This window comes from Magnetospirillum sp. LM-5 (assembly GCF_902729445.1).
Taxonomy (GTDB): Bacteria; Pseudomonadota; Alphaproteobacteria; order Rhodospirillales; family Magnetospirillaceae; genus Magnetospirillum.
In genome coordinates, this window is sequence record NZ_CACVCE010000072.1 from 115,651 (window position 1) to 134,612 (window position 18,962).

Genomic DNA, 18,962 nt, shown 5'->3' on the forward strand with positions numbered 1-18,962 from the left:
CACCCTTGCAATCGCCGTTCGGCCCTGCTACAACGCCGTCCAGTCACACTCCCGCTGGAAGGGTCGTTTTCCCATGACCGATTACGTCGTCGCCGACATCGCTTTGGCCGATTGGGGCCGCAAGGAACTGGACATCGCCGAGAGCGAGATGCCCGGCCTGATGGCCACCCGCGCCGAATTCGGCCCCAGCCAGCCGCTGAAGGGCGCCCGCATCGCCGGTTCCCTGCACATGACCATTCAGACCGGCGTGCTGATCGAGACCCTGAAGGCCCTGGGCGCCGACGTGCGCTGGGCGTCTTGCAACATCTTCTCGACCCAGGACCATGCCGCCGCCGCCATCGCCGCCGCCGGCACCCCGGTCTTCGCCATCAAGGGCGAGAGCCTGGAAGAATATTGGGACTACACCCACCGCATCTTCGACTGGGCCGATGGCGGCTGCCCCAACATGATCCTGGATGATGGCGGCGACGCCACGCTGCTGATCCATCTGGGCATGCGGGCGGAAAAGGACCTGTCGGTCCTGGCCAACCCCACCTGCGAGGAAGAGGAAGTCCTGTTCGCCTCCATCAAGAAGAAGCTGGAAACCGACAAGACCTGGTATTCCCGCAACGGCGCCGCCATCCGCGGCGTGACCGAGGAAACCACCACCGGCGTCCATCGTCTGTACGAGATGGAGAAGAAGGGCACCCTGCTGTGGCCGGCCATCAACGTCAACGATTCGGTGACCAAGTCGAAGTTCGACAACAAGTATGGCTGCCGTGAAAGCCTGGTCGACGGCATCCGCCGCGCCACCGACGTCATGCTGGCCGGCAAGGTCGCCGTGGTCGCCGGCTTCGGCGATGTCGGCAAGGGCTCGGCCGAAAGCCTGGCCAGCCAGGGCTGCCGCGTCATCGTCACCGAGATCGACCCGATCTGCGCCCTGCAGGCCTGCATGGAAGGCTATGAGGTCCTGACCATGGAAGAGGCCGCGCCCCGCGGCGACATCTTCGTCACCACCACCGGCAATGTCGACGTCATCACCGTCGATCACATGCGGGCGATGAAGGACCGGGCCATCGTCTGCAACATCGGCCACTTCGACAGCGAGATCCAGGTCGCCGGCCTGAAGAACTTCCAGTGGACCAACATCAAGCCGCAGGTCGACGAGATCAAGTTCCCCGGCGGCAACCGCATCTTGCTGCTGGCCGAGGGCCGTCTGGTCAATCTGGGCTGCGCCACCGGCCATCCCAGCTTCGTGATGAGCGCCAGCTTCACCAACCAGGTGCTGGCCCAGATGGACATCTTCTGCAATCCCGGCAAGTACGAGAAGAAGGTCTATGTGCTGCCCAAGCATCTGGACGAGAAGGTCGCAGCATTGCACCTGGCCAAGCTGGGCGCCACGCTGACCAAGCTGAACGCCAAGCAGTCCGAGTATATCGGCGTCGCGGTCGAAGGCCCGTTCAAGCCCGACACCTACCGCTACTAAGTTCGGCTGATGTGAAGAAGCCCCCCGGTCACCGCCGGGGGGCTTTTCTTATGACCGGCCGGTGCCTAGGTTAAGAGGTGGGCAGGATGGGAGACGCGGATGGCTGCCGCACTGGAAATCGGGACGAGTAGCCGGCTGACCTGGCTTCTCGAGACGGCGTTGCGGCGGGTGCGCGCCGTTCCCGGCGGCGATTGCCTGGTCCGTGCGGCGGTGGTGGGATACCATCCGCCGACCGAAACGGTGTGGTCGGCAGCCTTCGCCGGCCGTGCCTGCCCCTATCTCGACCGCCTGGACCTGCCGCTGTCCGACCTGCCCGGACTGGACCTTGGCACCCGCAGCGGTCGGTACCGGATCATCCACGACATCGCCCAGGTCGGCGACAGCCGCGCCCGCCATGTCCAGGCCTTGCTGGAGGCCGGCATCCGCTCCAGCCTGACCGCCGCCGTGCCGGGCTTGCACGAGGTCGGCGGCTTCCTTTTCCTGAATGCCGAGCAGCCGGGCGCCTTCACCCCCGACCTGCAGGCGGCCATCCGCCCACGTCTGGACGAGACCCTGACCCTGGTGCGCCGCGAACTGAACCGACCGATCACGAAGTAATACCGGCCAACCTTTGATGTGACTTGTTGGCCGGTATCCTGCCGCCATTGCGGCGGCGGCCAAGCCCGCGGATGCGGGCGCCCGGCGAGGGGCGATACAACCGGCCAATTCATTGGCCGGTTGGTATAAACCGCCCGATCGCCTTGCGCGCCTCGTCCAGCACCAGCACCATCGAGGCCACCGCCACCGCAACCCCCCATTGCAGCGCCGACAGGTCCGAGGTGTGGAAGATCGCCTGGGCCGGCCCCCAATGCACCGCCGCCGCCTGCAGGGCGATCACGCCGGCCAGGGCGACCCACAATTTGGCATTGGCGAACATCTGCGGGCCCAGCGCCGATTCGTGACCGACCCGGGCGTTGAAGACGTTGAAGAACTGGAACAGGACGAAGGTGGTGAAGGCCAGGGTGCGGGCCTGGGTCTCGTCGCCCGTGCTTAAGCCCCAGGCGAACACGGCCAAGGTGCCCACCGCCATGGTGGTGCCGTAAAGGGCCAGCTTCAGCAGCCGGCGCACCGACAAGATCGCCTCGCCCTGGGCCTTGGGCGGTTCCTCCATCAGGCCCGGCCGCGCCGGGTCGAACGACAAGGCCAAAGCCGGCGGGCCGTCCATGATGATGTTGACCCACAGGATCTGGATCGGATGGAACGGGCTGGCCAGGCCGATGATCGGCGCCGCCAGCACAGTCAGCAAGGCGCCGATATTGGTCGAGAGCTGGAAGCGCACGAACTTGACGATATTGTCGGTGATGGTGCGTCCCTCGCGCACGGCGCCCACCACCGTCGAGAAATCGTCGTCGGTCAGCACCATGGTCGCCGCCTCGCGCGTCACGTCCGAGCCGGTGCGGCCCATCGCCACCCCGATATGCGCCGCCTTCAGCGAGGCGGCGTCGTTGACGCCGTCGCCGGTCATGGCGGCGACATGGCCGCGCGCCCGAAGGGCCTCGACGATGCGGACCTTGTGTTCCGGGGCGACGCGGGCGAACACCGCGATATCGTCGATCCGCCCGGCCAGTTCGGCATCGTCCATGCGGTCCAGTTCGGCCCCGGTCACCACCTCGCCGTCCAGGCCCAAGGCGCGGCCGATGGCCGCCGCCGTCACCCGGTGGTCGCCGGTGATCATCTTGACGGCAATCCCCGCCGTCCGGCACGCCGCCACCGCCGCCCGCGCACCCGGTCGCGGCGGGTCCAGCAGGCCGATCAGCGCGGTCAGGGTCAGGTCCCGCGCGGCAGCCAGCGGGTCGGCCAGGGCGGTTTCGTCCACCTCCGCCTCGGCCAGGGCCAGCACCCTCAGCGCCTTGGCGGCCATCGCCTCGTTCTCGCGCGCCACCTGATCGGCCCGCTCGCGGTCCAGGACATGCTCGCCGCCTTCCAGCCGCACTGCCCGGCACAGGCCCAGCACCACGTCGGGCGCGCCCTTGACCAGCAGCCGCAGGCCGCCATCGGGCAAGCGGTGCACGCTGACCATGAACTTGCGCGCCGAATCGAACGGCACTTCCGCCAGGCGCGGCCAATCCTGAAGGGCATGGGCCTTGTCGGCCAGCACCAGCAGCGCGCCCTCGGTGGCGTCGCCCACCACCATCCGGCCGCCCTGGCCGTCATCGGCCAGCATTGATTCGGTGCACAGACGGGCGGCGGCCAGATGGGGGGCGAGATCGGGAAGCGGGCCGCCATCGTCGGCCGGGCGCACCGCGCCCTCGCGGCCATACCCCTCGCCATCGACGACGAAACGCCGGCCGGCGGCCCAGCCGGCCACCGCCGTCATCTGGTTCATGGTCAAGGTGCCGGTCTTGTCGGAACAGATCACCGTGGTCGAGCCCAGGGTCTCGACCGCCGCCAGCCGCTTGACGATGGCCCCCTTCCGGGCCATGCGCACCATGCCGATGGCCAGCGTCACCGTCACCACCGCCGGCAGACCCTCGGGGATGGCGGCCACCGCCAGGGCGATGGCGGTCAGCACCAATTGGGCGACCGGCTCGCCGCGCATCAGCCCCAGCGCCAGATACAAGGCCACCACCAGCCCGGCCAGCAGGGCCAGGCGCCGGCCCAGTTGGTCCAGGCGCTGTTGCAAGGGGGTGGTTTCGTCGCCGGCCGCCTGCAGCATGCCGGCGATGCGGCCCATTTCGGTCGCGGCCCCGGTGGCGGCCACCACCATCTCGCCGCGCCCGCGGGTGACCACACTGTTCATGTGGGCCAGGTTGGTGCGCTCGGCCAGGGGCAGATCGTGGTCGGACAGCGCATCCAATTGCTTGGCCACCGCCAGCGATTCGCCGGTCAGCGAGGATTCATCGATTTCCAGTTGATGGGCCACCGCCAGCCGGCCGTCGGCGGGGATGCGGTCGCCGGCTTCCAGCAGCACCACGTCGCCGGGCACCAGCTGGGCGGCCGGCACCTCCTGCTTGGTGCCGTCGCGCCGCACCCGGCACAGGGCCGGCAGCATCGCCTTCAAGGCGTCCAGAGCCTTCTCGGCGCGGAATTCCTGATAAAACCCCAGGGCGCCGTTGAACAGGATCACCCCGAAGATCACCAGCATGTCGGTGGTGTCGCCGACGAAGCCGGCCAGCGCACCGGCCACCAGCAGCACCAGCACCAGCAGGCTGGTGAACTGGCTGACCACCATTTTCCACAGCGGCCGGGGCGGCGGCTCGGGCAGCCGGTTGGCGCCGAAGCGGTCCAGCCGGGCTTGCGCCTCGGGCGCCGACAGTCCGGCCCCGATGTCGGCATCCAGGCGCAGGCAGGCATCCTGTACGGACAGGACGTGCCAGGGCTGGCGACGGTCGCCGGATGGGGAAATCCTTGGGCTCATCCGACCAAGATAAGCCCATCTCGGGTGGGTTCAACCCGGCAAGAACGCGGGTCAGACCTCGGTTTCGTTGAGGCCCATCTGCGAGGCGGCGACCACCGCCCGCGTGCGGTTGTTGACCCCCAAGGCCTTCAAGATGGCGGTGACGTGCAGCTTGACGGTGCCTTCCGCCAGTTCCAGCGAGCGGGCGATTTCCTTGTTCGACTTGCCCTGGCCCAGCAGCGCCAGCACTTCGCGCTGACGCGGAGTCAGGAACGAAATCGCCTGTTCGGTGGCGACCGGGTTGAAGGAATCGCTGCCCGACCCCTGCGGCTCGATCAAGGCCGGCGGCAGGTAGACGCCGCCCGACAGCACCAGGCGCAGCGCCGACAGCATCACCCGGCTGGGCGAACTTTTGGGAATGAAGCCCTGCGCCCCCATGTTGACCGCCTGCAGAACATGGCGGCGATCGTCGGCGGCCGACAGCACGATGATCGGCGTGCCGGGCAGGATCTCCTTGACCTGGCGCAGCCCCTCGGCCCATTCGGCGCCGGGCATGGTGAGGTCGAGCAAGACGAGGTCGAAGTCGGCACCGCCGCGCGCGACGGCGAACAGATCGCCATAATCGCAGGCCTCGACGATGGTCAGTTGCTCACCCAATTGCCCCAGGACATGGCGCAAGCCATCCCGAAACAGTTCGTGGTCATCGGCAATCAGTATCTTCATGGCGTCCCCACATGACCGGCATTGGCCACCGAGCACCCCGACCCCCGGCTCATGCGTCAATGTCGGCAACGCTTATCCTCCAATCGACGCGGCATGTCCCTACGCAATAGGTTTGTAGGCCTGGCCGTACCTTTGTCCTTATCACGATATATGACCGCCCTTCGCAAAGCAAAGGCCGCTGGTCGGACCAATCTTAAGGCCTGCCACCTGACTGGGTAGGGTGATGGTGGACAAGACCATCCGACCCGTTTTCCCAACCGACCCCGCCGCATCGGGTACCGCCCCTTCACCCCCCAGGGTGGGATGAAGAAAAGGTAATGATTTTTCACGCTTTTCCGGCGGGTTTTGGTGCTTTCTGGACTGGATTCCGCGGGCCTGATGTGCGATATGGTTGCCCGTTCGAATTCGGCTGGCGGCACGCCAACGCGCCCCACCCGCAGCCCAGTGGACCGCACCACCGGGACAGCTTGGGGTGGGGTCCTGCCACCTGATTCATCCGTATCGTACCGAAGTGGAGGTAACTATGACTGTTCGCGTCGCCATCAACGGCTTCGGCCGCATCGGCCGCATGGTGTTCCGCGCCGTCGCGAAGGAATTTCCCCAGATCGAGATCGTCGGCATCAACGACCTGCTCGATCCCGAATACCTCGCTTACATGCTGAAGTACGATTCGGTGCATGGCCGCTTCAACGGCAACATCGAGGTCGACGGCAACATTCTGTCGGTCAACAACAAGCCGGTCCTGCTGTCGGCCGAGCGTGACCCCGCCAACCTGAAGTGGGGCGAGCTGGACGTCGATGTGGTGATCGAATCGACCGGCCTGTTCCTGGACGCCGCCTCGGCCGAAAAGCATCTGAAGGCCGGCGCCAAGAAGGTGCTGATGAGCGCGCCCTCGAAGGACGACACCCCGATGTTCGTCTATGGCGTCAACCACACCAAGTATGCCGGGGAAAAGATCGTCTCGGCCGCGTCGTGCACCACCAACTGCCTGGCCCCGGTGGCCAAGGTGCTGAACGACAATTGGGGTATCAAGCGCGGCCTGATGACCACCGTCCACGCCGCCACCGCCACCCAGAAGACCGTCGATGGCCCGTCCTCGAAGGATTGGCGCGGCGGCCGCGGCATCCTGGAAAACATCATCCCCTCCTCGACCGGCGCCGCCAAGGCCGTCGGCAAGGTGCTGCCCGAGCTGAACAAGAAGCTGACCGGTATGGCCTTCCGCGTGCCGACCTCGGACGTCTCGGTGGTCGACCTGACCGTCGAGCTGAACAAGGACGCCAAGTACGAGGAAATCTGCGCCGCCATGAAGAAGGCGTCGGAAGGCGAACTGAAGGGCGTGCTGGGCTATACCGAGGACAAGGTGGTCGCCACCGATTTCGTCGGCTGCAACATGCCGTCGATCTTCGACGCCGATGCCGGCATCGCCCTGGACAGCACCTTCGTCAAGGTCGTCACCTGGTACGACAACGAATACGGCTACACCTGCAACATGCTGCGGTTCCTGACCCACATCGCCAAGGGCTGAGCATCTGTCTTCGGGGGGGCCGGGCGGCGACTGCCCGCCCGGCCCTTTTTCATTCCAAGAATCATCAGGGGGAAAACGCCATGTTCCGCACCATCGATGCGCTGGACGTCAAGGGTAAGCGGGTTCTGGTCCGCGCCGACCTCAACGTGCCGGCCAAGGACGGCAAGGTCACCGACACCACCCGTATCGACCGTTCGGCGGCGACGCTGACCGAGCTGGCCGCCAAGGGCGCCAAGGTCATCATCCTGACCCATTTCGGCCGCCCCAAGGGGGTCGAGGCCAAGTATTCGCAGAAGCTGCTGCTGGAGCCGCTGGCCAAGGCCGTCGGCAAGCCCGTCGCCTGGGCCGACGATTGCATCGGCCCGGCCGCCGAGGCGGCCATCGCCGCCATGAAGGACGGCGACACCCTGCTGCTGGAAAACGTCCGCTTCCACCCCGAGGAAGAAAAGAACGACCCGGCCTTCGCCAAGACCCTGGCCGGCCTGGGCGACATCTATGTCAACGACGCCTTCTCGACCGCCCACCGCGCCCATGCCTCGACCGAGGCCTTGGCCCGTCTGCTGCCCTCTGCCGCCGGCCGCCTGATGCAGGCCGAGCTGGAAGCCCTGGCCAAGGCCCTGGGTTCGCCGGAAAAGCCGGTAGCGGCGGTGGTCGGCGGCGCCAAGGTGTCGACCAAGCTGGACCTGCTGGGCAATCTGGTGTCGCGCGTCGATTACCTGATCATCGGCGGCGGCATGGCCAACACCTTCCTGTTCGCCCAGGGCAAGAGCGTCGGCAAGTCCTTGTGTGAAAAGGAAATGGCCGACACCGCCCGCGAGATCATCGAGAAGGCCAAGGCCGCGCACTGCCACATCGTCCTGCCGGTCGACGTGGTGGTCGCCACCGAATTCGCCGAGAACGCCCCCAACAAGGTGGTCAGCATCAACGCCGTTCCCGACGACATGATGATCCTGGATGCCGGTCCGGCCTCGGCCGAGGCCATCATCGACCGCATCGGCGGCTGCAAGACGCTGGTGTGGAACGGCCCGATGGGCGCCTTCGAGATCAAGCCGTTCGATGCCGCCACCAACGCGGTGGCCCAGGCGGCGGCCCAGCGCACCGCCCAGGGCAAGCTTCTGACCGTGGCCGGCGGCGGCGACACCGTGGCCGCCCTGGCGGCGGCCGGCGTCGAGGACAAGTTCTCGTACGTCTCGACCGCCGGCGGCGCGTTCCTGGAATGGCTGGAAGGCAAGACCCTGCCGGGCGTCGCCGCCCTGGAGATCAAGGCCTCGGGCGGCTGCGGCTGCGGTGGCGGCCATTGCTGATCGGGCTGTCGCTTCCCCCTTTCCGTCATGCCCGGGCTTGACCCGGGCATCCATGGTTCGAAACCGCCTTCGGCAGTATGGACCCTCGGGTCAAGCCCGAGGGTGACGAAGAAAGAGGAAACCAGAAACGGGGCGCCATCTGCGCCCCGTTTTTTTATGACAGCGTCCGCCTGGCCTTCAGGGCGGCGCTCAGTGTGCCGTCATCCAGATAATCCAACTCGCCGCCGACCGGCACGCCCTGGGCCAGCGCCGACAGGCGCGCGCCGCTGGCCGCCAGCCGGTCCTGGACGAAATGGGCAGTGGTCTGGGCCTCGACGGTGGCCGGCAGGGCCAGGATAATCTCGGCGAACCTGCCCGAGGCGGCGCGGGCACGCAAAGACTCGATGGCCAGATCGTCGGGGCCTACTCCGTCCAGCGCCGACAACAGGCCGCCCAAAACGTGATAGCGCCCTTTGAAGGCGCCGGTCCGCTCCATCGCCCACAGGCTGCCGACATCGGCGACCACGCATAATTGGCTTTCGTCGCGGGTGGGATCGGCGCAGATGGCGCAGGGCTCGCAACTGTCGAAATTGCCGCAGATCGGGCAGGTCTTGACGGTATGCGCCACCTGGGCCAGCGCGCGCGCCAAGGGGTCGAGCAGGCTGTCCTTGCGCTCGACCAGGGCCAGGGCGGCGCGGCGGGCCGAACGCGGCCCCAGGCCGGGCAGGCGGGCCAGAAGCGCGATCAGCCGTTCGATCTCGGGTCCGACCATGGCGACAAAGGCTCCTGACATCCTTCGTTGCGTCACCCCCGGACTTGATCCGGGGGTCCAAACAGCACATGGATGCCCGGATCACGTCCGGGCATGACGGGAATGCGTACTCTTAAAACGGCAGCTTGAAGCCCCGCGGCGTGTGAGCGGGCCCGGCCACGGGCGGCCTTCGGCCCTAAAACGGCAGCTTGATGCCGGGCGGCAGGTTCAGGCCGCCGGTGACCTTGGCCATTTCCTCGTTCATCGCCGCCTCGGCCTTGACCTTGGCGTCGTTGAAGGCGGCGACGATCAGGTCTTCCAGCACCTCGACGTCGTTGGGATCGACCAAAGCCTTGTCGATCTTGATGCCCTTCAGCTCGAACTTGCCGTTCAAGGTGACCCGCAGCATGCCGCCACCGGCAGCGCCGCTGACCTCCATCTCGGCCAGCTTGGCCTGCATCTCGGCCATCTTGGTCTGCATCTGCTGGGCCTGCTTCATCAGGTTGCCAAGGTTCTTCATGCTTCCTCGTCTGCTGGGGTGAGATCGGAATCGAAGGCCAGTTCGGCCTCGTCGGGTTCGTCGGCGGCGATATCACGCACCGCTTCGATGATGGCTCCGGGAAAGGCTTGCATCACCGCCCGGATCAGCGGGTGGTTGGCGGCATCCTCGCGCCGGCGGGTCTCGGCCTGGGCCTCCTGCTCGGACAAGGTGGCCTCGGCCGGGTCGGTGGCGTTGACGGTGACGGTCCAGCGCCGGCCGGTCCATTCGGTCAACAGGCGCGACACCTTGGGCAACAGGTCCGATGGCGCGTTGGCGTGCGGGCGCAGCTCGATGCGGCCGGCCTCGAAGCGCACCAGATTGACCTGGCGGCGCAGCGCCACCGCCAACGAGCCCTCGCGCCGTTCCGAGAACAATTGCGCCACCTCGGCGAAGCTGGCCGGCATCACCGGCAGCGCCACGGTCTGGGCCACCGGGGCCGGAGCCAGTTGCAGGGCGGCCGAGGGTCCACCACCGCTGCCCGACGGGATCATCTGGGTCGCCACCCGGTCGGCCGCCGACGGGATCGGAGCACCGCCACCACCGCCGCCCGACGGACCGCGCGGAGCCGGTGGCTGGCTGCGCATCTGTTCGATCGCCTCGGCCGGGGTCGGCAGGTCGGCGGCATAGGCCAGGCGGACCAGGGCCATCTCGGCGGCCTGCAACGGGTGCGGCGCGCTGCGGGTTTCCTGCAGGCCCTTCAGCAGCATCTGCCAGGCCCGGGCCAGATGGGCCATGCCCAGGCCCTTGGCCATCTCGGCGCCGCGGACCCGCTCGGCCTCGGCGATATTGCCGAATTCGGCGTCGGGGGCCAGCTTCAGCCGGGTCAGCCAGTGGGTCAGCTCCAGCAGGTCCTGCAGCACCACCGCCGGATCGGCACCCAGGGCATATTGCTCGGCCAGCAGGTCCAGCGCCGGAGCGATCTGCCCCTTCATCACCACCTCGAACAGGTCGAACACGCGCACACGGTCGGCCAGACCCAGCATGTCGCGCACCTGCGCCTGCCCGACCTTGCCGGCGCCGTGACTGATGGCCTGGTCCAGCAGCGACAATCCGTCGCGCACCGATCCGTCGGCGGCGCGCGCGATCAGGGCCAGCGCCTCGGGCTCGATCTCGGCCCCTTCCTTTTCGGCGATACCGGCGAAATGGGCGGACAGCACCGATGCCTCGACCCGGCGCAGGTCGAAACGCTGGCAGCGCGACAGGACCGTGATGGGGATCTTGCGGATCTCGGTGGTGGCGAAGACGAACTTCACATGCTCGGGCGGTTCCTCGAGGGTCTTCAGCAGCGCGTTGAACGCCGCCGTCGACAGCATGTGCACCTCGTCGATGATGTAGACCTTGAAGCGCGCCGAGGTCGGCCGATAGCGCACGCCTTCGATGATCTCGCGGATGTCGTTGACACCCGTCCTGGACGCCGCGTCCATCTCCAGGATATCGACATGGCGGTCCTCGGCGATGGCGCGGCAATGTTCGCACACGCCGCAGGGCGCGATGGTCGGGCCGCCCTGGCCATCGGGGCCGACGCAATTGAGCGCGCGGGCGATGATGCGCGCCGTCGTCGTCTTGCCCACACCCCGCACTCCGGTCAGCACGAAGGCGTGCGCCAGCCGGCCCGAGCCGATGGCGTTGGTCAGCGTGCGCACCAGCGCGTCCTGCCCGATCAGGGTGGAAAAATCGGTCGGCCGGTATTTGCGGGCCAGGACGCGATAGGGGGTGGCTTCGACGGCTTCGGTCATGGGGCCAGAGAATATAGAGGAAATCGGGTATGATCAAACCATGCCGAGTCTGTGCCTTGATTGCTGCAAGCCGTTCAAGTCCGGAGCCGATTGCCCGCGCTGCGGATCGGCCCGGGTGGTCGGCCATCCCGAATTGTTCGACCTGACCGTCGCCCACATGGATTGCGACGCCTTCTACGCCTCGGTGGAAAAGCGCGACCGCCCCGAACTGGCCGACCGGCCGGTGATCGTCGGCCATCCCGGCGGGCGCGGCGTGGTCACCACCGCCTGCTACGTCGCCCGCAAATTCGGCCCGCGTTCGGCCATGCCGATGTTCAAGGCCCTGGAACTGTGCCCCCACGCGGTGGTCATCCCCCCCGACATCGCCAAGTACGCCCAGGTCTCGGCCCAGATCCGGGACTTGCTGGCCAAGGCGACGCCGATCTTCGAGCCCTTGTCCCTGGACGAGGCCTATCTGGACCTGTCGCCGGGCGTGCGCTTGGTCGACAAGCCGGCGGCCATCTTGCTGGCCCGGCTGGCGCGCGCGGTCGAAACCCGGGTCGGCATCACCATCTCGGTCGGGCTGTCGGCCAACAAGTTCCTGGCCAAGCTGGCCAGCGACCGCAACAAGCCAAGGGGCTTCACCGTCATCGGCCGCGCCGAGGCTGCCGGCCAGCTGGCGCCCCTGCCGGTGTCAACCTTGTTCGGCGTCGGCCGCGCCACCGCAGCCCGCCTGGAAGCGGCCGGCTTTTCCACCATCGCCGACCTGCAAGAAGCGTCCGAGGCCGACCTGATCGCCCGCTTCGGCCGCTTCGGCCGCGCCCTTCATCAGATGGCCCGGGGCGAGGACAGCCGGGCCATCACCCCCGACCGCCCGGCCAAAAGCGTCTCGCGCGAGACCACCTTCGCCAGGGACGTCCGCGATTTCGCCCCGCTGGCCCAGGCGCTGGACCTGCTGGCCGCCAAGGTCGCCGCCCGCCTGGTGCGCGATCAGGTGGCCGGGTCCACCCTGGTCATGAAGTTGAAGACGGCGGATTTCAAGGTGCTGACCCGCAACCACAAGCTGCCGGCGCCGACCCAGCGGGCCGAGGTGATCGCCGCCGCCGCCCGCCCGCTTCTGGCGCGCGAGACCGACGGGCGCGCCTTTCGCCTGATCGGCGTGGGCGTCACCGACCTGGCCCCGCCGTCCGAGGCCGATCCGCCTGATCTGTTCGGCTGATCTCGACATTCACGCACAAGGCGCGTATGACGGGCTATAGAGCCATTAGAATAAGAGACACCCCGATGAGCCTTTTTGGCCGCCGCGCCCGCGGCGACGACGTTGCCCCCGGTGACATCTTCCGCAAGGCCGGCACCTATGGCGGCGAATGGGTGGTCGAACGCGTGTTCGAGTATCCCGACATTCCGCGCCATGTCCGCATGGTCGAGAAGAACGGCGCCCGCGCGATGACGGTGGCGGTGTCGATGCTGTTCGACCCCGATTGCTTCACCCCGATCAGCAGCGGCGTGCAAGGATAAGGACCACGACATGATCGTCACCACCACCGATTCCGTCGATGGCAAGTCCGTCGGCCAGTATCTCGGCATCGTGTCGGGCGACGCGGTGCTGGGCACCAACATCTTCAAGGACCTGTTCGCCTCGGTGCGCGACGTGGTCGGCGGCCGGGCGGCCTCGTACGAGAAGGTGCTGCAAGAGGGCAAGGACCTGGCCCTGGCCGACATGGTCGAGCGCGCCCGCGCCCTGGGGGCCGACGCGGTGATCGGGGTGGACCTGGATTACGAGGTGATCGGCGGCGACAGCAAGACCCTGCTGATGGTCAGCGTCAACGGCACCGCCGTAAAATTGGGGTGATGTGGCGCGAAGCGCTGGTTTATGCGCGAAGCGCTGCCCGTGCCGGGCCGGCTCAGACGTATTTGGCGCGAAGCGCTGCCCGTGCCGGGCCGGCTCAGACGTATTTGGCGCGAGGCGCTGCCCGTGCCGGGCCGGCTCAGACGCCGCCGGGCTTTATGGCGCAGCGCTACGGCACGTCCCCCTATCCGGCGGTCGGCCGATAGCGCCCCATATAGCCCGGCAGCACGCTTTCGCACGACACCGGCACCACCCCCAGCTCGGCCAGGCCGGGCTTGCCGCCCCGCACCACATTGTCCGAGCGCATCAAGATCAGCTGGTCCTTGGTCAAGGGCGGCGCGATCGGCAGCAGGCTGAACAAGGCGGCCTGCACGGCGCCGACCGCGAAGGGCAGCGGCACCACCAGACGCTCGCGCTCGGTCTGTTCGTTGACCAGATCCATGACCTCTTTCAGGGTATAGCGGCGCGGCCCGCCCAGTTCATAGACCCGCCCGGCCAGCCGGGCATCGTTCAGAGGACGCACGATCGCCTCGGCGACGTCGCCGACATAGACCGGCTGGAAGGTCGGCCCGCCCGAGCCGAACCAATCGACCTGACAGCCATCCTCGGTGCAGCGCGCCGAGAAGCCGTCGCCGGTAAAGACCGGCAGCACCGGCGAGATTTGCGCCAGCCGGGCGAAACGGTTGAAGAAATCGTCGTCGGGGCCGAACACCACCGAGGGACGGACGATGGTGACGGTGGGGAAGACAGCCTGCACCGCTTCCTCGCCGGCGGCCTTGCTGCGGGCATAGGCCGAGGCGGAAGACTTGTCGGCCCCCAGGGCCGACATATGGACGATGGCCGTGATTCCGGCCGCCTTGGCCGCCTCGGCGACGTTGGCGGCGCCCTGGCGGTGGACCGCGTCGAAGGTCCGCTTGCCCGACTCGTACAAAATACCGACCAGATTGACCACCGCGTCGGCGCCGGCCAATGCGGCGGCGACACTGGCCGGCTTGGTGACGTCGGCCATGACCGGGTTGACCTGGCCGGGATCGCCCATCGGCTTCAGAAAGGCCGCCGCCACCGGATCGCGCACGGCGGCGCGGACGATCCAGCCGGTGGCCGCCAATTTGCGCACCACCTGGCGCCCGATGAAACCCGAACCGCCGAAGACCGTGACCACGCGCCGGTTCATGCCGACCTCCCCTGGATTATGATTGGGCAAAGGCTATTCGTTTCCGGGCCTTGGCGCAACCGTCAGCACCCGCTAGGCCGCCTTCGACGAAAACATCGGAAAAAGTCGGTTGACAGCGGACATCGGCTCGGATATCCCTCTCGACCTCGGCGCGGGGGCAACCCTCGCTGACCACCTGCCCAGGTGGCGGAATTGGTAGACGCGCACGGTTCAGGTCCGTGTGGCAGCGATGTCGTGGAAGTTCGAGTCTTCTCCTGGGCACCATCACTTCCCAAGTAACCAAGACTTGGGATCGCCCCCCGAGGGGCCCTTTGCAAACGGCTCCTCAGGGACAACCTGGAGGGGCCGTTCGCATGTCCATCACCTATCACGTCGGCGACCTTCCGGACGGCCTTGACCTGGGCCCGGTCGTCGCTATCGACACCGAAACCATGGGCCTGTCGCTGGTGCGCGACCGCCTGTGCGTGGTCCAGCTGTCGGCCGGCGACGGCAATGCCCACGTCGTTCATTTCCCCAAGCCGGAATACGGCAACTCGCCCAATCTGGTCCGGCTGTTCGCCGACCCGGCGGTGGTCAAGCTGTTCCATTTCGGCCGCTTCGACCTGGCGATGATCCGCCGCCATTTCGGCGTCCAATGCGCGCCGGCCTTCTGCACCAAGATCGCATCCAGGCTGGTGCGCACCAACACCGACCGCCACGGCCTGAAGGATTTGTGCCGCGACCTGTTGGGAATCGAGCTGTCGAAGCAGCAGCAGACCTCGGACTGGGGCGCGGCCGAGTTGAACGCCGACCAGTTGGCCTATGCCGCGTCCGACGTCTTGTACCTGCACCAGCTGAAGGCCAAGCTGGAAGCCCTGATGGACCGCGAAGGCCGTCGCGAGCTGGCCGAGGCCTGCTTCGCCTTCCTGCCGGCGCGCGCCGACCTGGACCTGGCCGGCTGGGACGAGGAAGATATCTTCGCGCATTAATGCGCGAGGCGCTGCCCGTGCCGGGCCGGCTCAGACGCCGCCGGGCTTTGTGTGGTGCCAGACCATGGCACCACACCAAAAAGCCCGAGCGGCGATTGAGCCGCCCGGGACCGGGCGCGCCAAAGGCATAACCCCCCCCTGAAATCGGCACCCGGCATGCGGATTTACCTTCCGCTGGACGGCGGGATTCGTATAGTGATGATCCCGCGCCGGCATTTGGCGCGCCGCTTGCAAGTTGGACCAGACCGCCCATGACCATCGTGCTTCGCGACGGCACCGCCGCGCCCGCCGATATCGCCGCCGCCCGCCGCGTTCTTGACACCGAAGCCCAAGCCCTGGCCGCCCTGGGCGATTCGCTGGGGGCTCCGTTCGTCGCCGCCTGCGACGCGCTGGCGGGCGCGTCGGGCCGGGTGGTGGTGTCGGGCATGGGCAAATCCGGCCATGTCGGGCGCAAGATCGCCGCCACCTTGGCATCAACCGGCACTCCGGCCTTCTTCGTCCATCCGGCCGAAGCCAGCCACGGCGACCTGGGCATGATCACCAAGGACGACGCCGTCATCGCCCTGTCCAATTCCGGCGAAACGCCCGAGCTGTCCGACATCATCGCCTTCACGCGGCGCTTCGCCATCAGCCTGATCGGCATCACCTCGCGGGCCGACAGCGCCCTGGCCCAGTCCAGCGACGTCGCCCTGATCCTGCCGCCGATCCCCGAGGCCTGCCCCAACGGCCTGGCGCCCACCACCTCGACCACCATGATGCTGGCCCTGGGCGATGCGCTGGCCGTCGCGTTGCTGGAGCGCAAGAACTTCTCGGCCGCCGATTTCCGCGTCTTCCATCCGGGCGGTCAATTGGGCCGCCGGCTGCTGAAGGTCGCCGACCTGATGCATGGCGGCGACGCCATGCCGCTGGTCGGGCTCGACACCCCCATGGCCGAGACCTTGCTGGTGATGACCACCAAAAGCCTGGGCTGCGCCGGGGTCATCGATTCCGACGGCCGTCTGGCCGGCATCGTCACCGACGGCGACCTGCGCCGCCACATGAGCGGCCAATTGCTGACCGCCACCGCCGGCCAGGTGATGACCCGAAGCCCCAAGACCATCGCCCCCAACCTGCTGGCGGCGGAAGCGCTGCGGGTGCTGAACGAGAAATCCATCACCAGCCTGTTCGTGGTCGAGGGCGGACGGCCGCAGGGTGTGCTGCATGTCCACGACCTGCTGCGCGCCGGGGTGGTTTAGGCGCCGATCATGGATCTTCGGGCCGAATCCGATCTGATACCCCCCACCCTTCGCGGCAAGGTCCATCCGGTGAAGGGGCCGGCGCATCGCCGCTATTCGCGGTTCGTCAACGTCATGAAAGTGGCGCTGCCCGCCACGACCCTTGTGTTGCTGACCCTGGTGATGGTGTGGCCGAAATTGATGCGCGACGTCGAAAGCTTCCAGATCGGCTTCGCCGCCCTGAAGCCCACCGCCGTCGACGCCCTGTCGATGGTCAACGCCCGCTATCAGGGGCTGGACAACACCAACCGGCCTTATACCCTGACCGCCGACCGGGCGACGGAAGACAGTGCCCGCAGCGGGATCATCATCTTGGACAATCCCAAGGCGGACTTCATGACGCGGTCGGGCGCCAACGTCTATGTCGAGGCCAAGTTGGGAATCTACTATCAGGCGGAAAAGATTCTCGACCTGGAAGGCGAGGTCAATTTGTACCAGGACCAGGGCAACGAGTTGCATACCGAGGCGGCACGAGTCCATCTCGACAGTTCGGTGGTCGAGGGCAACGCCCCGGTGACCGGGTTGGGGCCGAACGGACGATTGTCCGGTTCGGGCTTCAGGATCGGGGAAGGCGGCCGGCAGATCGACCTGACCGGGCGATCGGTGTTGCAGATGAAGGGGGCCAGGCGGAAATGAACGGGGCAACGCGGGCGGGACTGGCCTTGGCGGCCTGGATGATGGGCGTGGCCCCGGCATGGGCGCAGGGATTCAATCTCAGCCGCAACAACAACGAAGAAATCCAGGTCTATGCCGACGGCGGCATCGAATGGATCAGCGAGGCCCAACGGGTGATCGCGCGGACCAACGCCAAGGCGGTGCGCGGACGGGTGACGGTGACCGCCGACACCCTGACCGCCTATTATCGCAAGGGCGCCAGCGGCGACGAAATCTGGCGCCTGGATGCCGACGGCAACGTCACCATCGCCACGCCGACCGAAACTGCCACCGGCACCAAGGCGACCTATGACCTGGACAAGGCGATCTTCGTGTTGCGCGGCCAACCGGCCCATCTGGTCACCCCCACCGATACCGTGACCGCCAAGGAAACCATCGAATATTGGGAAAAAGAGAAGATGGCCGTCGCCCGCGGCGACGCCGTCGCCACCCAGAAGGGCAAGCAGATCCAGGCCGAGGTGCTGACCTCGCACTTCAAGGAGAACCCCAAGGGCGACCTTGAAATGCGCCGCGCCGACGCCTATCGCAGCGTCGTCTTGACCACCCCGCAGGAACAGGTGTTCGGCGAGCGCGGCGACTACAATCTGGAAACCGGTGTCGCCACCGTCGCCGGTTCGGTTAGGATCGTCAGGGCCGGCAACGAGCTGAACGGCGAGTACGCCCACGTCAACCTGAATAGCGGAATCAGCAAACTGTTCGGCACCGGGCCGGGGGGGCAGGGCGAGGGCCGCGTCAGCGGCACCTTCACGCCGGACAAGAAGGACACCAAGGAACGCCGCGCCATCTTCCGCGGCCCCGGAGCGAAATCCGGCGACAAGACCGAAAAGGGCGCGCCATGAACTCGATCGAACCGGCCGAACCGACGCTTGGAACCGGACACTCGCCCGGCCCGCGCCTGGTCGCCGACCATCAAGGCCTGGTCGCCCGCGGCATCGGCAAAAGCTTCAAGCGCCGAACCGTGCTGGCCGACGTCTCGGTCTCGGTGCAGCGTGGCGAGGCGGTCGGCCTGCTGGGCCCCAACGGCGCCGGCAAGACCACCTGCTTTTATTGCATCACCGGCCTGATCAATCCCGACCAGGGCCAGATCCTGCTGGACGGCCACGACATCACCGACCTGCCGATGTATCGCCGCGCCCGGCTGGGCATCGGCTATCTGCCGCAGGAGGCCTCGATCTTTCGCGGGCTGACGGTCGAGGGCAACATCATGGCGGTGCTGGAAGTGGTCGAGCCCGACCGGTCCGAGCGCGAGGCCCGGCTGGAATCCCTGCTGGCCGAGTTCGGCATCGAGCATCTGCGCCGGGCTCCGGCCATGGCGCTGTCGGGCGGCGAGCGCCGCCGCGTCGAAATCGCCCGCGCCCTGGCGTCCAAGCCGCATTTCATCTTGCTGGACGAACCGTTGGCCGGCATCGACCCCATCGCGGTGTCGGACATCCGCGATCTGGTCGGCCACCTCAAGGATCGCGGCATCGGCGTGTTGATCACCGACCACAATGTGCGCGAGACCCTGGATCTGATCGACCGCGCCTATATCTTGCATGACGGCCACGTCCTGATGGAGGGCCGCCCCGCCGAGATCGTCGCGCACGAAGGCGTGCGCCGCGTCTATCTCGGCGAACGTTTCAGCCTGTAAGGAGCCCCGCCCC

At 67.2% G+C, this 18,962-nt stretch carries 18 protein-coding genes and 1 tRNA gene; 13 read left to right on the forward strand and 6 right to left on the reverse strand.

Annotated features, from left to right (window positions below; translation table 11 throughout):
- The first annotated feature begins 73 nt into the window (after positions 1 to 73).
- Both ahcY and MTBLM5_RS17710 read left to right on the forward strand, forming a co-directional pair.
- Positions 74 to 1,465, forward strand: a complete 1,392-nt coding sequence (gene ahcY / locus MTBLM5_RS17705; protein ID WP_068501737.1) for an adenosylhomocysteinase — start codon at positions 74 to 76, stop codon at positions 1,463 to 1,465.
- A 99-nt stretch (positions 1,466 to 1,564) separates the two neighbouring features.
- Entirely contained in the window at positions 1,565 to 2,062 is a 498-nt protein-coding gene (locus tag MTBLM5_RS17710; RefSeq protein WP_173977370.1) for a hypothetical protein, read from the forward strand.
- Positions 2,063 to 2,171: 109 nt separating this feature from the next.
- On the opposite strand, the gene MTBLM5_RS17715 is transcribed toward MTBLM5_RS17710, so the two are convergent.
- Positions 2,172 to 4,862, reverse strand: a complete 2,691-nt coding sequence (locus MTBLM5_RS17715; RefSeq protein WP_173977371.1) for a cation-transporting P-type ATPase — start codon at positions 4,860 to 4,862, stop codon at positions 2,172 to 2,174.
- Positions 4,863 to 4,913: 51 nt separating this feature from the next.
- Entirely contained in the window at positions 4,914 to 5,564 is a 651-nt protein-coding gene (locus MTBLM5_RS17720) for a response regulator transcription factor (RefSeq protein WP_173977372.1), read from the reverse strand.
- Between the two features lie 523 nt (positions 5,565 to 6,087).
- Between MTBLM5_RS17720 and gap the strand changes: the two genes are divergently transcribed.
- Together gap and pgk are read left to right on the forward strand one after the other, a co-directional pair.
- Positions 6,088 to 7,089 carry a type I glyceraldehyde-3-phosphate dehydrogenase gene (gene gap / locus MTBLM5_RS17725; RefSeq protein ID WP_068501724.1) on the forward strand — a complete coding sequence of 334 codons (1,002 nt, stop codon included), beginning with the start codon at positions 6,088 to 6,090 and terminating at the stop codon, positions 7,087 to 7,089.
- An 80-nt stretch (positions 7,090 to 7,169) separates the two neighbouring features.
- Entirely contained in the window at positions 7,170 to 8,393 is a 1,224-nt protein-coding gene (pgk, locus tag MTBLM5_RS17730; RefSeq protein ID WP_173977373.1) for a phosphoglycerate kinase, read from the forward strand.
- Between the two features lie 154 nt (positions 8,394 to 8,547).
- Here the strand turns inward: pgk and recR are convergent, their stop codons facing one another.
- The 3 genes from recR to MTBLM5_RS17745 all read right to left on the reverse strand — a co-directional run bounded on the left by recR (position 8,548) and on the right by MTBLM5_RS17745 (position 11,400).
- Entirely contained in the window at positions 8,548 to 9,144 is a 597-nt protein-coding gene (gene recR / locus MTBLM5_RS17735; RefSeq protein ID WP_173977374.1) for a recombination mediator RecR, read from the reverse strand.
- Positions 9,145 to 9,319: 175 nt separating this feature from the next.
- Positions 9,320 to 9,643, reverse strand: coding sequence for a YbaB/EbfC family nucleoid-associated protein (locus tag MTBLM5_RS17740; protein WP_068501715.1), 324 nt, complete (start codon positions 9,641 to 9,643; stop codon positions 9,320 to 9,322).
- Positions 9,640 to 11,400 carry a DNA polymerase III subunit gamma/tau gene (locus MTBLM5_RS17745; RefSeq protein ID WP_173977375.1) on the reverse strand — a complete coding sequence of 587 codons (1,761 nt, stop codon included), beginning with the start codon at positions 11,398 to 11,400 and terminating at the stop codon, positions 9,640 to 9,642. Before MTBLM5_RS17745 ends, MTBLM5_RS17740 begins: the two co-directional genes overlap by 4 nt.
- Before the next feature lie 40 nt (positions 11,401 to 11,440).
- On the opposite strand from MTBLM5_RS17745, the gene MTBLM5_RS17750 reads away from it, so the two are divergent.
- The 3 genes from MTBLM5_RS17750 to MTBLM5_RS17760 all read left to right on the forward strand — a co-directional run bounded on the left by MTBLM5_RS17750 (position 11,441) and on the right by MTBLM5_RS17760 (position 13,231).
- Positions 11,441 to 12,598 (forward strand): DNA polymerase IV, encoded by a 1,158-nt coding sequence (locus MTBLM5_RS17750; RefSeq protein ID WP_173977376.1) that lies wholly within the window; start codon positions 11,441 to 11,443, stop codon positions 12,596 to 12,598.
- Between the two features lie 65 nt (positions 12,599 to 12,663).
- A complete protein-coding gene (locus MTBLM5_RS17755; RefSeq protein ID WP_173977377.1) occupies positions 12,664 to 12,897 on the forward strand; it encodes a hypothetical protein in 234 nt (77 codons plus the stop codon).
- A 10-nt stretch (positions 12,898 to 12,907) separates the two neighbouring features.
- Positions 12,908 to 13,231, forward strand: a complete 324-nt coding sequence (locus MTBLM5_RS17760) for a YbjQ family protein (protein WP_173977378.1) — start codon at positions 12,908 to 12,910, stop codon at positions 13,229 to 13,231.
- A gap of 181 nt (positions 13,232 to 13,412) precedes the next feature.
- Here MTBLM5_RS17760 and MTBLM5_RS17765 read toward each other — a convergent pair whose 3' ends face one another.
- Positions 13,413 to 14,402, reverse strand: a complete 990-nt coding sequence (locus MTBLM5_RS17765) for a complex I NDUFA9 subunit family protein (protein WP_173977379.1) — start codon at positions 14,400 to 14,402, stop codon at positions 13,413 to 13,415.
- A 177-nt stretch (positions 14,403 to 14,579) separates the two neighbouring features.
- On the opposite strand from MTBLM5_RS17765, the gene MTBLM5_RS17770 reads away from it, so the two are divergent.
- From MTBLM5_RS17770 to lptB, 6 genes are all read left to right on the forward strand, one after another.
- Positions 14,580 to 14,666 (forward strand) — tRNA-Leu (locus MTBLM5_RS17770).
- Between the two features lie 89 nt (positions 14,667 to 14,755).
- On the forward strand, positions 14,756 to 15,370 hold the full coding sequence (locus MTBLM5_RS17775; RefSeq protein WP_173977380.1) for a ribonuclease D: 615 nt from the start codon (positions 14,756 to 14,758) through the stop codon (positions 15,368 to 15,370).
- 251 nt (positions 15,371 to 15,621) lie between these two features.
- Positions 15,622 to 16,605 (forward strand): SIS domain-containing protein, encoded by a 984-nt coding sequence (locus tag MTBLM5_RS17780; RefSeq protein ID WP_173977381.1) that lies wholly within the window; start codon positions 15,622 to 15,624, stop codon positions 16,603 to 16,605.
- Positions 16,606 to 16,614: 9 nt separating this feature from the next.
- Positions 16,615 to 17,280, forward strand: a complete 666-nt coding sequence (gene lptC, locus MTBLM5_RS17785; RefSeq protein WP_173977382.1) for an LPS export ABC transporter periplasmic protein LptC — start codon at positions 16,615 to 16,617, stop codon at positions 17,278 to 17,280.
- Complete coding sequence (locus MTBLM5_RS17790) at positions 17,277 to 18,158, forward strand: LptA/OstA family protein (RefSeq protein ID WP_173977383.1); 882 nt, start codon at positions 17,277 to 17,279, stop codon at positions 18,156 to 18,158. Before lptC ends, MTBLM5_RS17790 begins: the two co-directional genes overlap by 4 nt.
- Positions 18,155 to 18,949, forward strand: a complete 795-nt coding sequence (gene lptB, locus MTBLM5_RS17795) for an LPS export ABC transporter ATP-binding protein (protein WP_173977384.1) — start codon at positions 18,155 to 18,157, stop codon at positions 18,947 to 18,949. Before MTBLM5_RS17790 ends, lptB begins: the two co-directional genes overlap by 4 nt.
- Positions 18,950 to 18,962 lie beyond the last annotated feature (13 nt).

Coding starts and splice junctions, on each gene's coding strand:
- MTBLM5_RS17755 (WP_173977377.1), top strand. CDS start 12,664: ATGAGCCTTTTTGGCCGCCGCGCCCGCGGCGACGACGTTGCCCCCGGT.
- lptC (WP_173977382.1), top strand. CDS start 16,615: ATGGATCTTCGGGCCGAATCCGATCTGATACCCCCCACCCTTCGCGGC.
- recR (WP_173977374.1), bottom strand. CDS start 9,144: ATGGTCGGACCCGAGATCGAACGGCTGATCGCGCTTCTGGCCCGCCTG.
- MTBLM5_RS17780 (WP_173977381.1), top strand. CDS start 15,622: ATGACCATCGTGCTTCGCGACGGCACCGCCGCGCCCGCCGATATCGCC.
- gap (WP_068501724.1), top strand. CDS start 6,088: ATGACTGTTCGCGTCGCCATCAACGGCTTCGGCCGCATCGGCCGCATG.
- ahcY (WP_068501737.1), top strand. CDS start 74: ATGACCGATTACGTCGTCGCCGACATCGCTTTGGCCGATTGGGGCCGC.
- MTBLM5_RS17745 (WP_173977375.1), bottom strand. CDS start 11,400: ATGACCGAAGCCGTCGAAGCCACCCCCTATCGCGTCCTGGCCCGCAAA.
- MTBLM5_RS17715 (WP_173977371.1), bottom strand. CDS start 4,862: ATGAGCCCAAGGATTTCCCCATCCGGCGACCGTCGCCAGCCCTGGCAC.
- MTBLM5_RS17710 (WP_173977370.1), top strand. CDS start 1,565: ATGGCTGCCGCACTGGAAATCGGGACGAGTAGCCGGCTGACCTGGCTT.
- lptB (WP_173977384.1), top strand. CDS start 18,155: ATGAACTCGATCGAACCGGCCGAACCGACGCTTGGAACCGGACACTCG.
- MTBLM5_RS17765 (WP_173977379.1), bottom strand. CDS start 14,402: ATGAACCGGCGCGTGGTCACGGTCTTCGGCGGTTCGGGTTTCATCGGG.
- MTBLM5_RS17750 (WP_173977376.1), top strand. CDS start 11,441: ATGCCGAGTCTGTGCCTTGATTGCTGCAAGCCGTTCAAGTCCGGAGCC.
- MTBLM5_RS17760 (WP_173977378.1), top strand. CDS start 12,908: ATGATCGTCACCACCACCGATTCCGTCGATGGCAAGTCCGTCGGCCAG.
- MTBLM5_RS17720 (WP_173977372.1), bottom strand. CDS start 5,564: ATGAAGATACTGATTGCCGATGACCACGAACTGTTTCGGGATGGCTTG.
- MTBLM5_RS17775 (WP_173977380.1), top strand. CDS start 14,756: ATGTCCATCACCTATCACGTCGGCGACCTTCCGGACGGCCTTGACCTG.
- MTBLM5_RS17740 (WP_068501715.1), bottom strand. CDS start 9,643: ATGAAGAACCTTGGCAACCTGATGAAGCAGGCCCAGCAGATGCAGACC.
- pgk (WP_173977373.1), top strand. CDS start 7,170: ATGTTCCGCACCATCGATGCGCTGGACGTCAAGGGTAAGCGGGTTCTG.
- MTBLM5_RS17790 (WP_173977383.1), top strand. CDS start 17,277: ATGAACGGGGCAACGCGGGCGGGACTGGCCTTGGCGGCCTGGATGATG.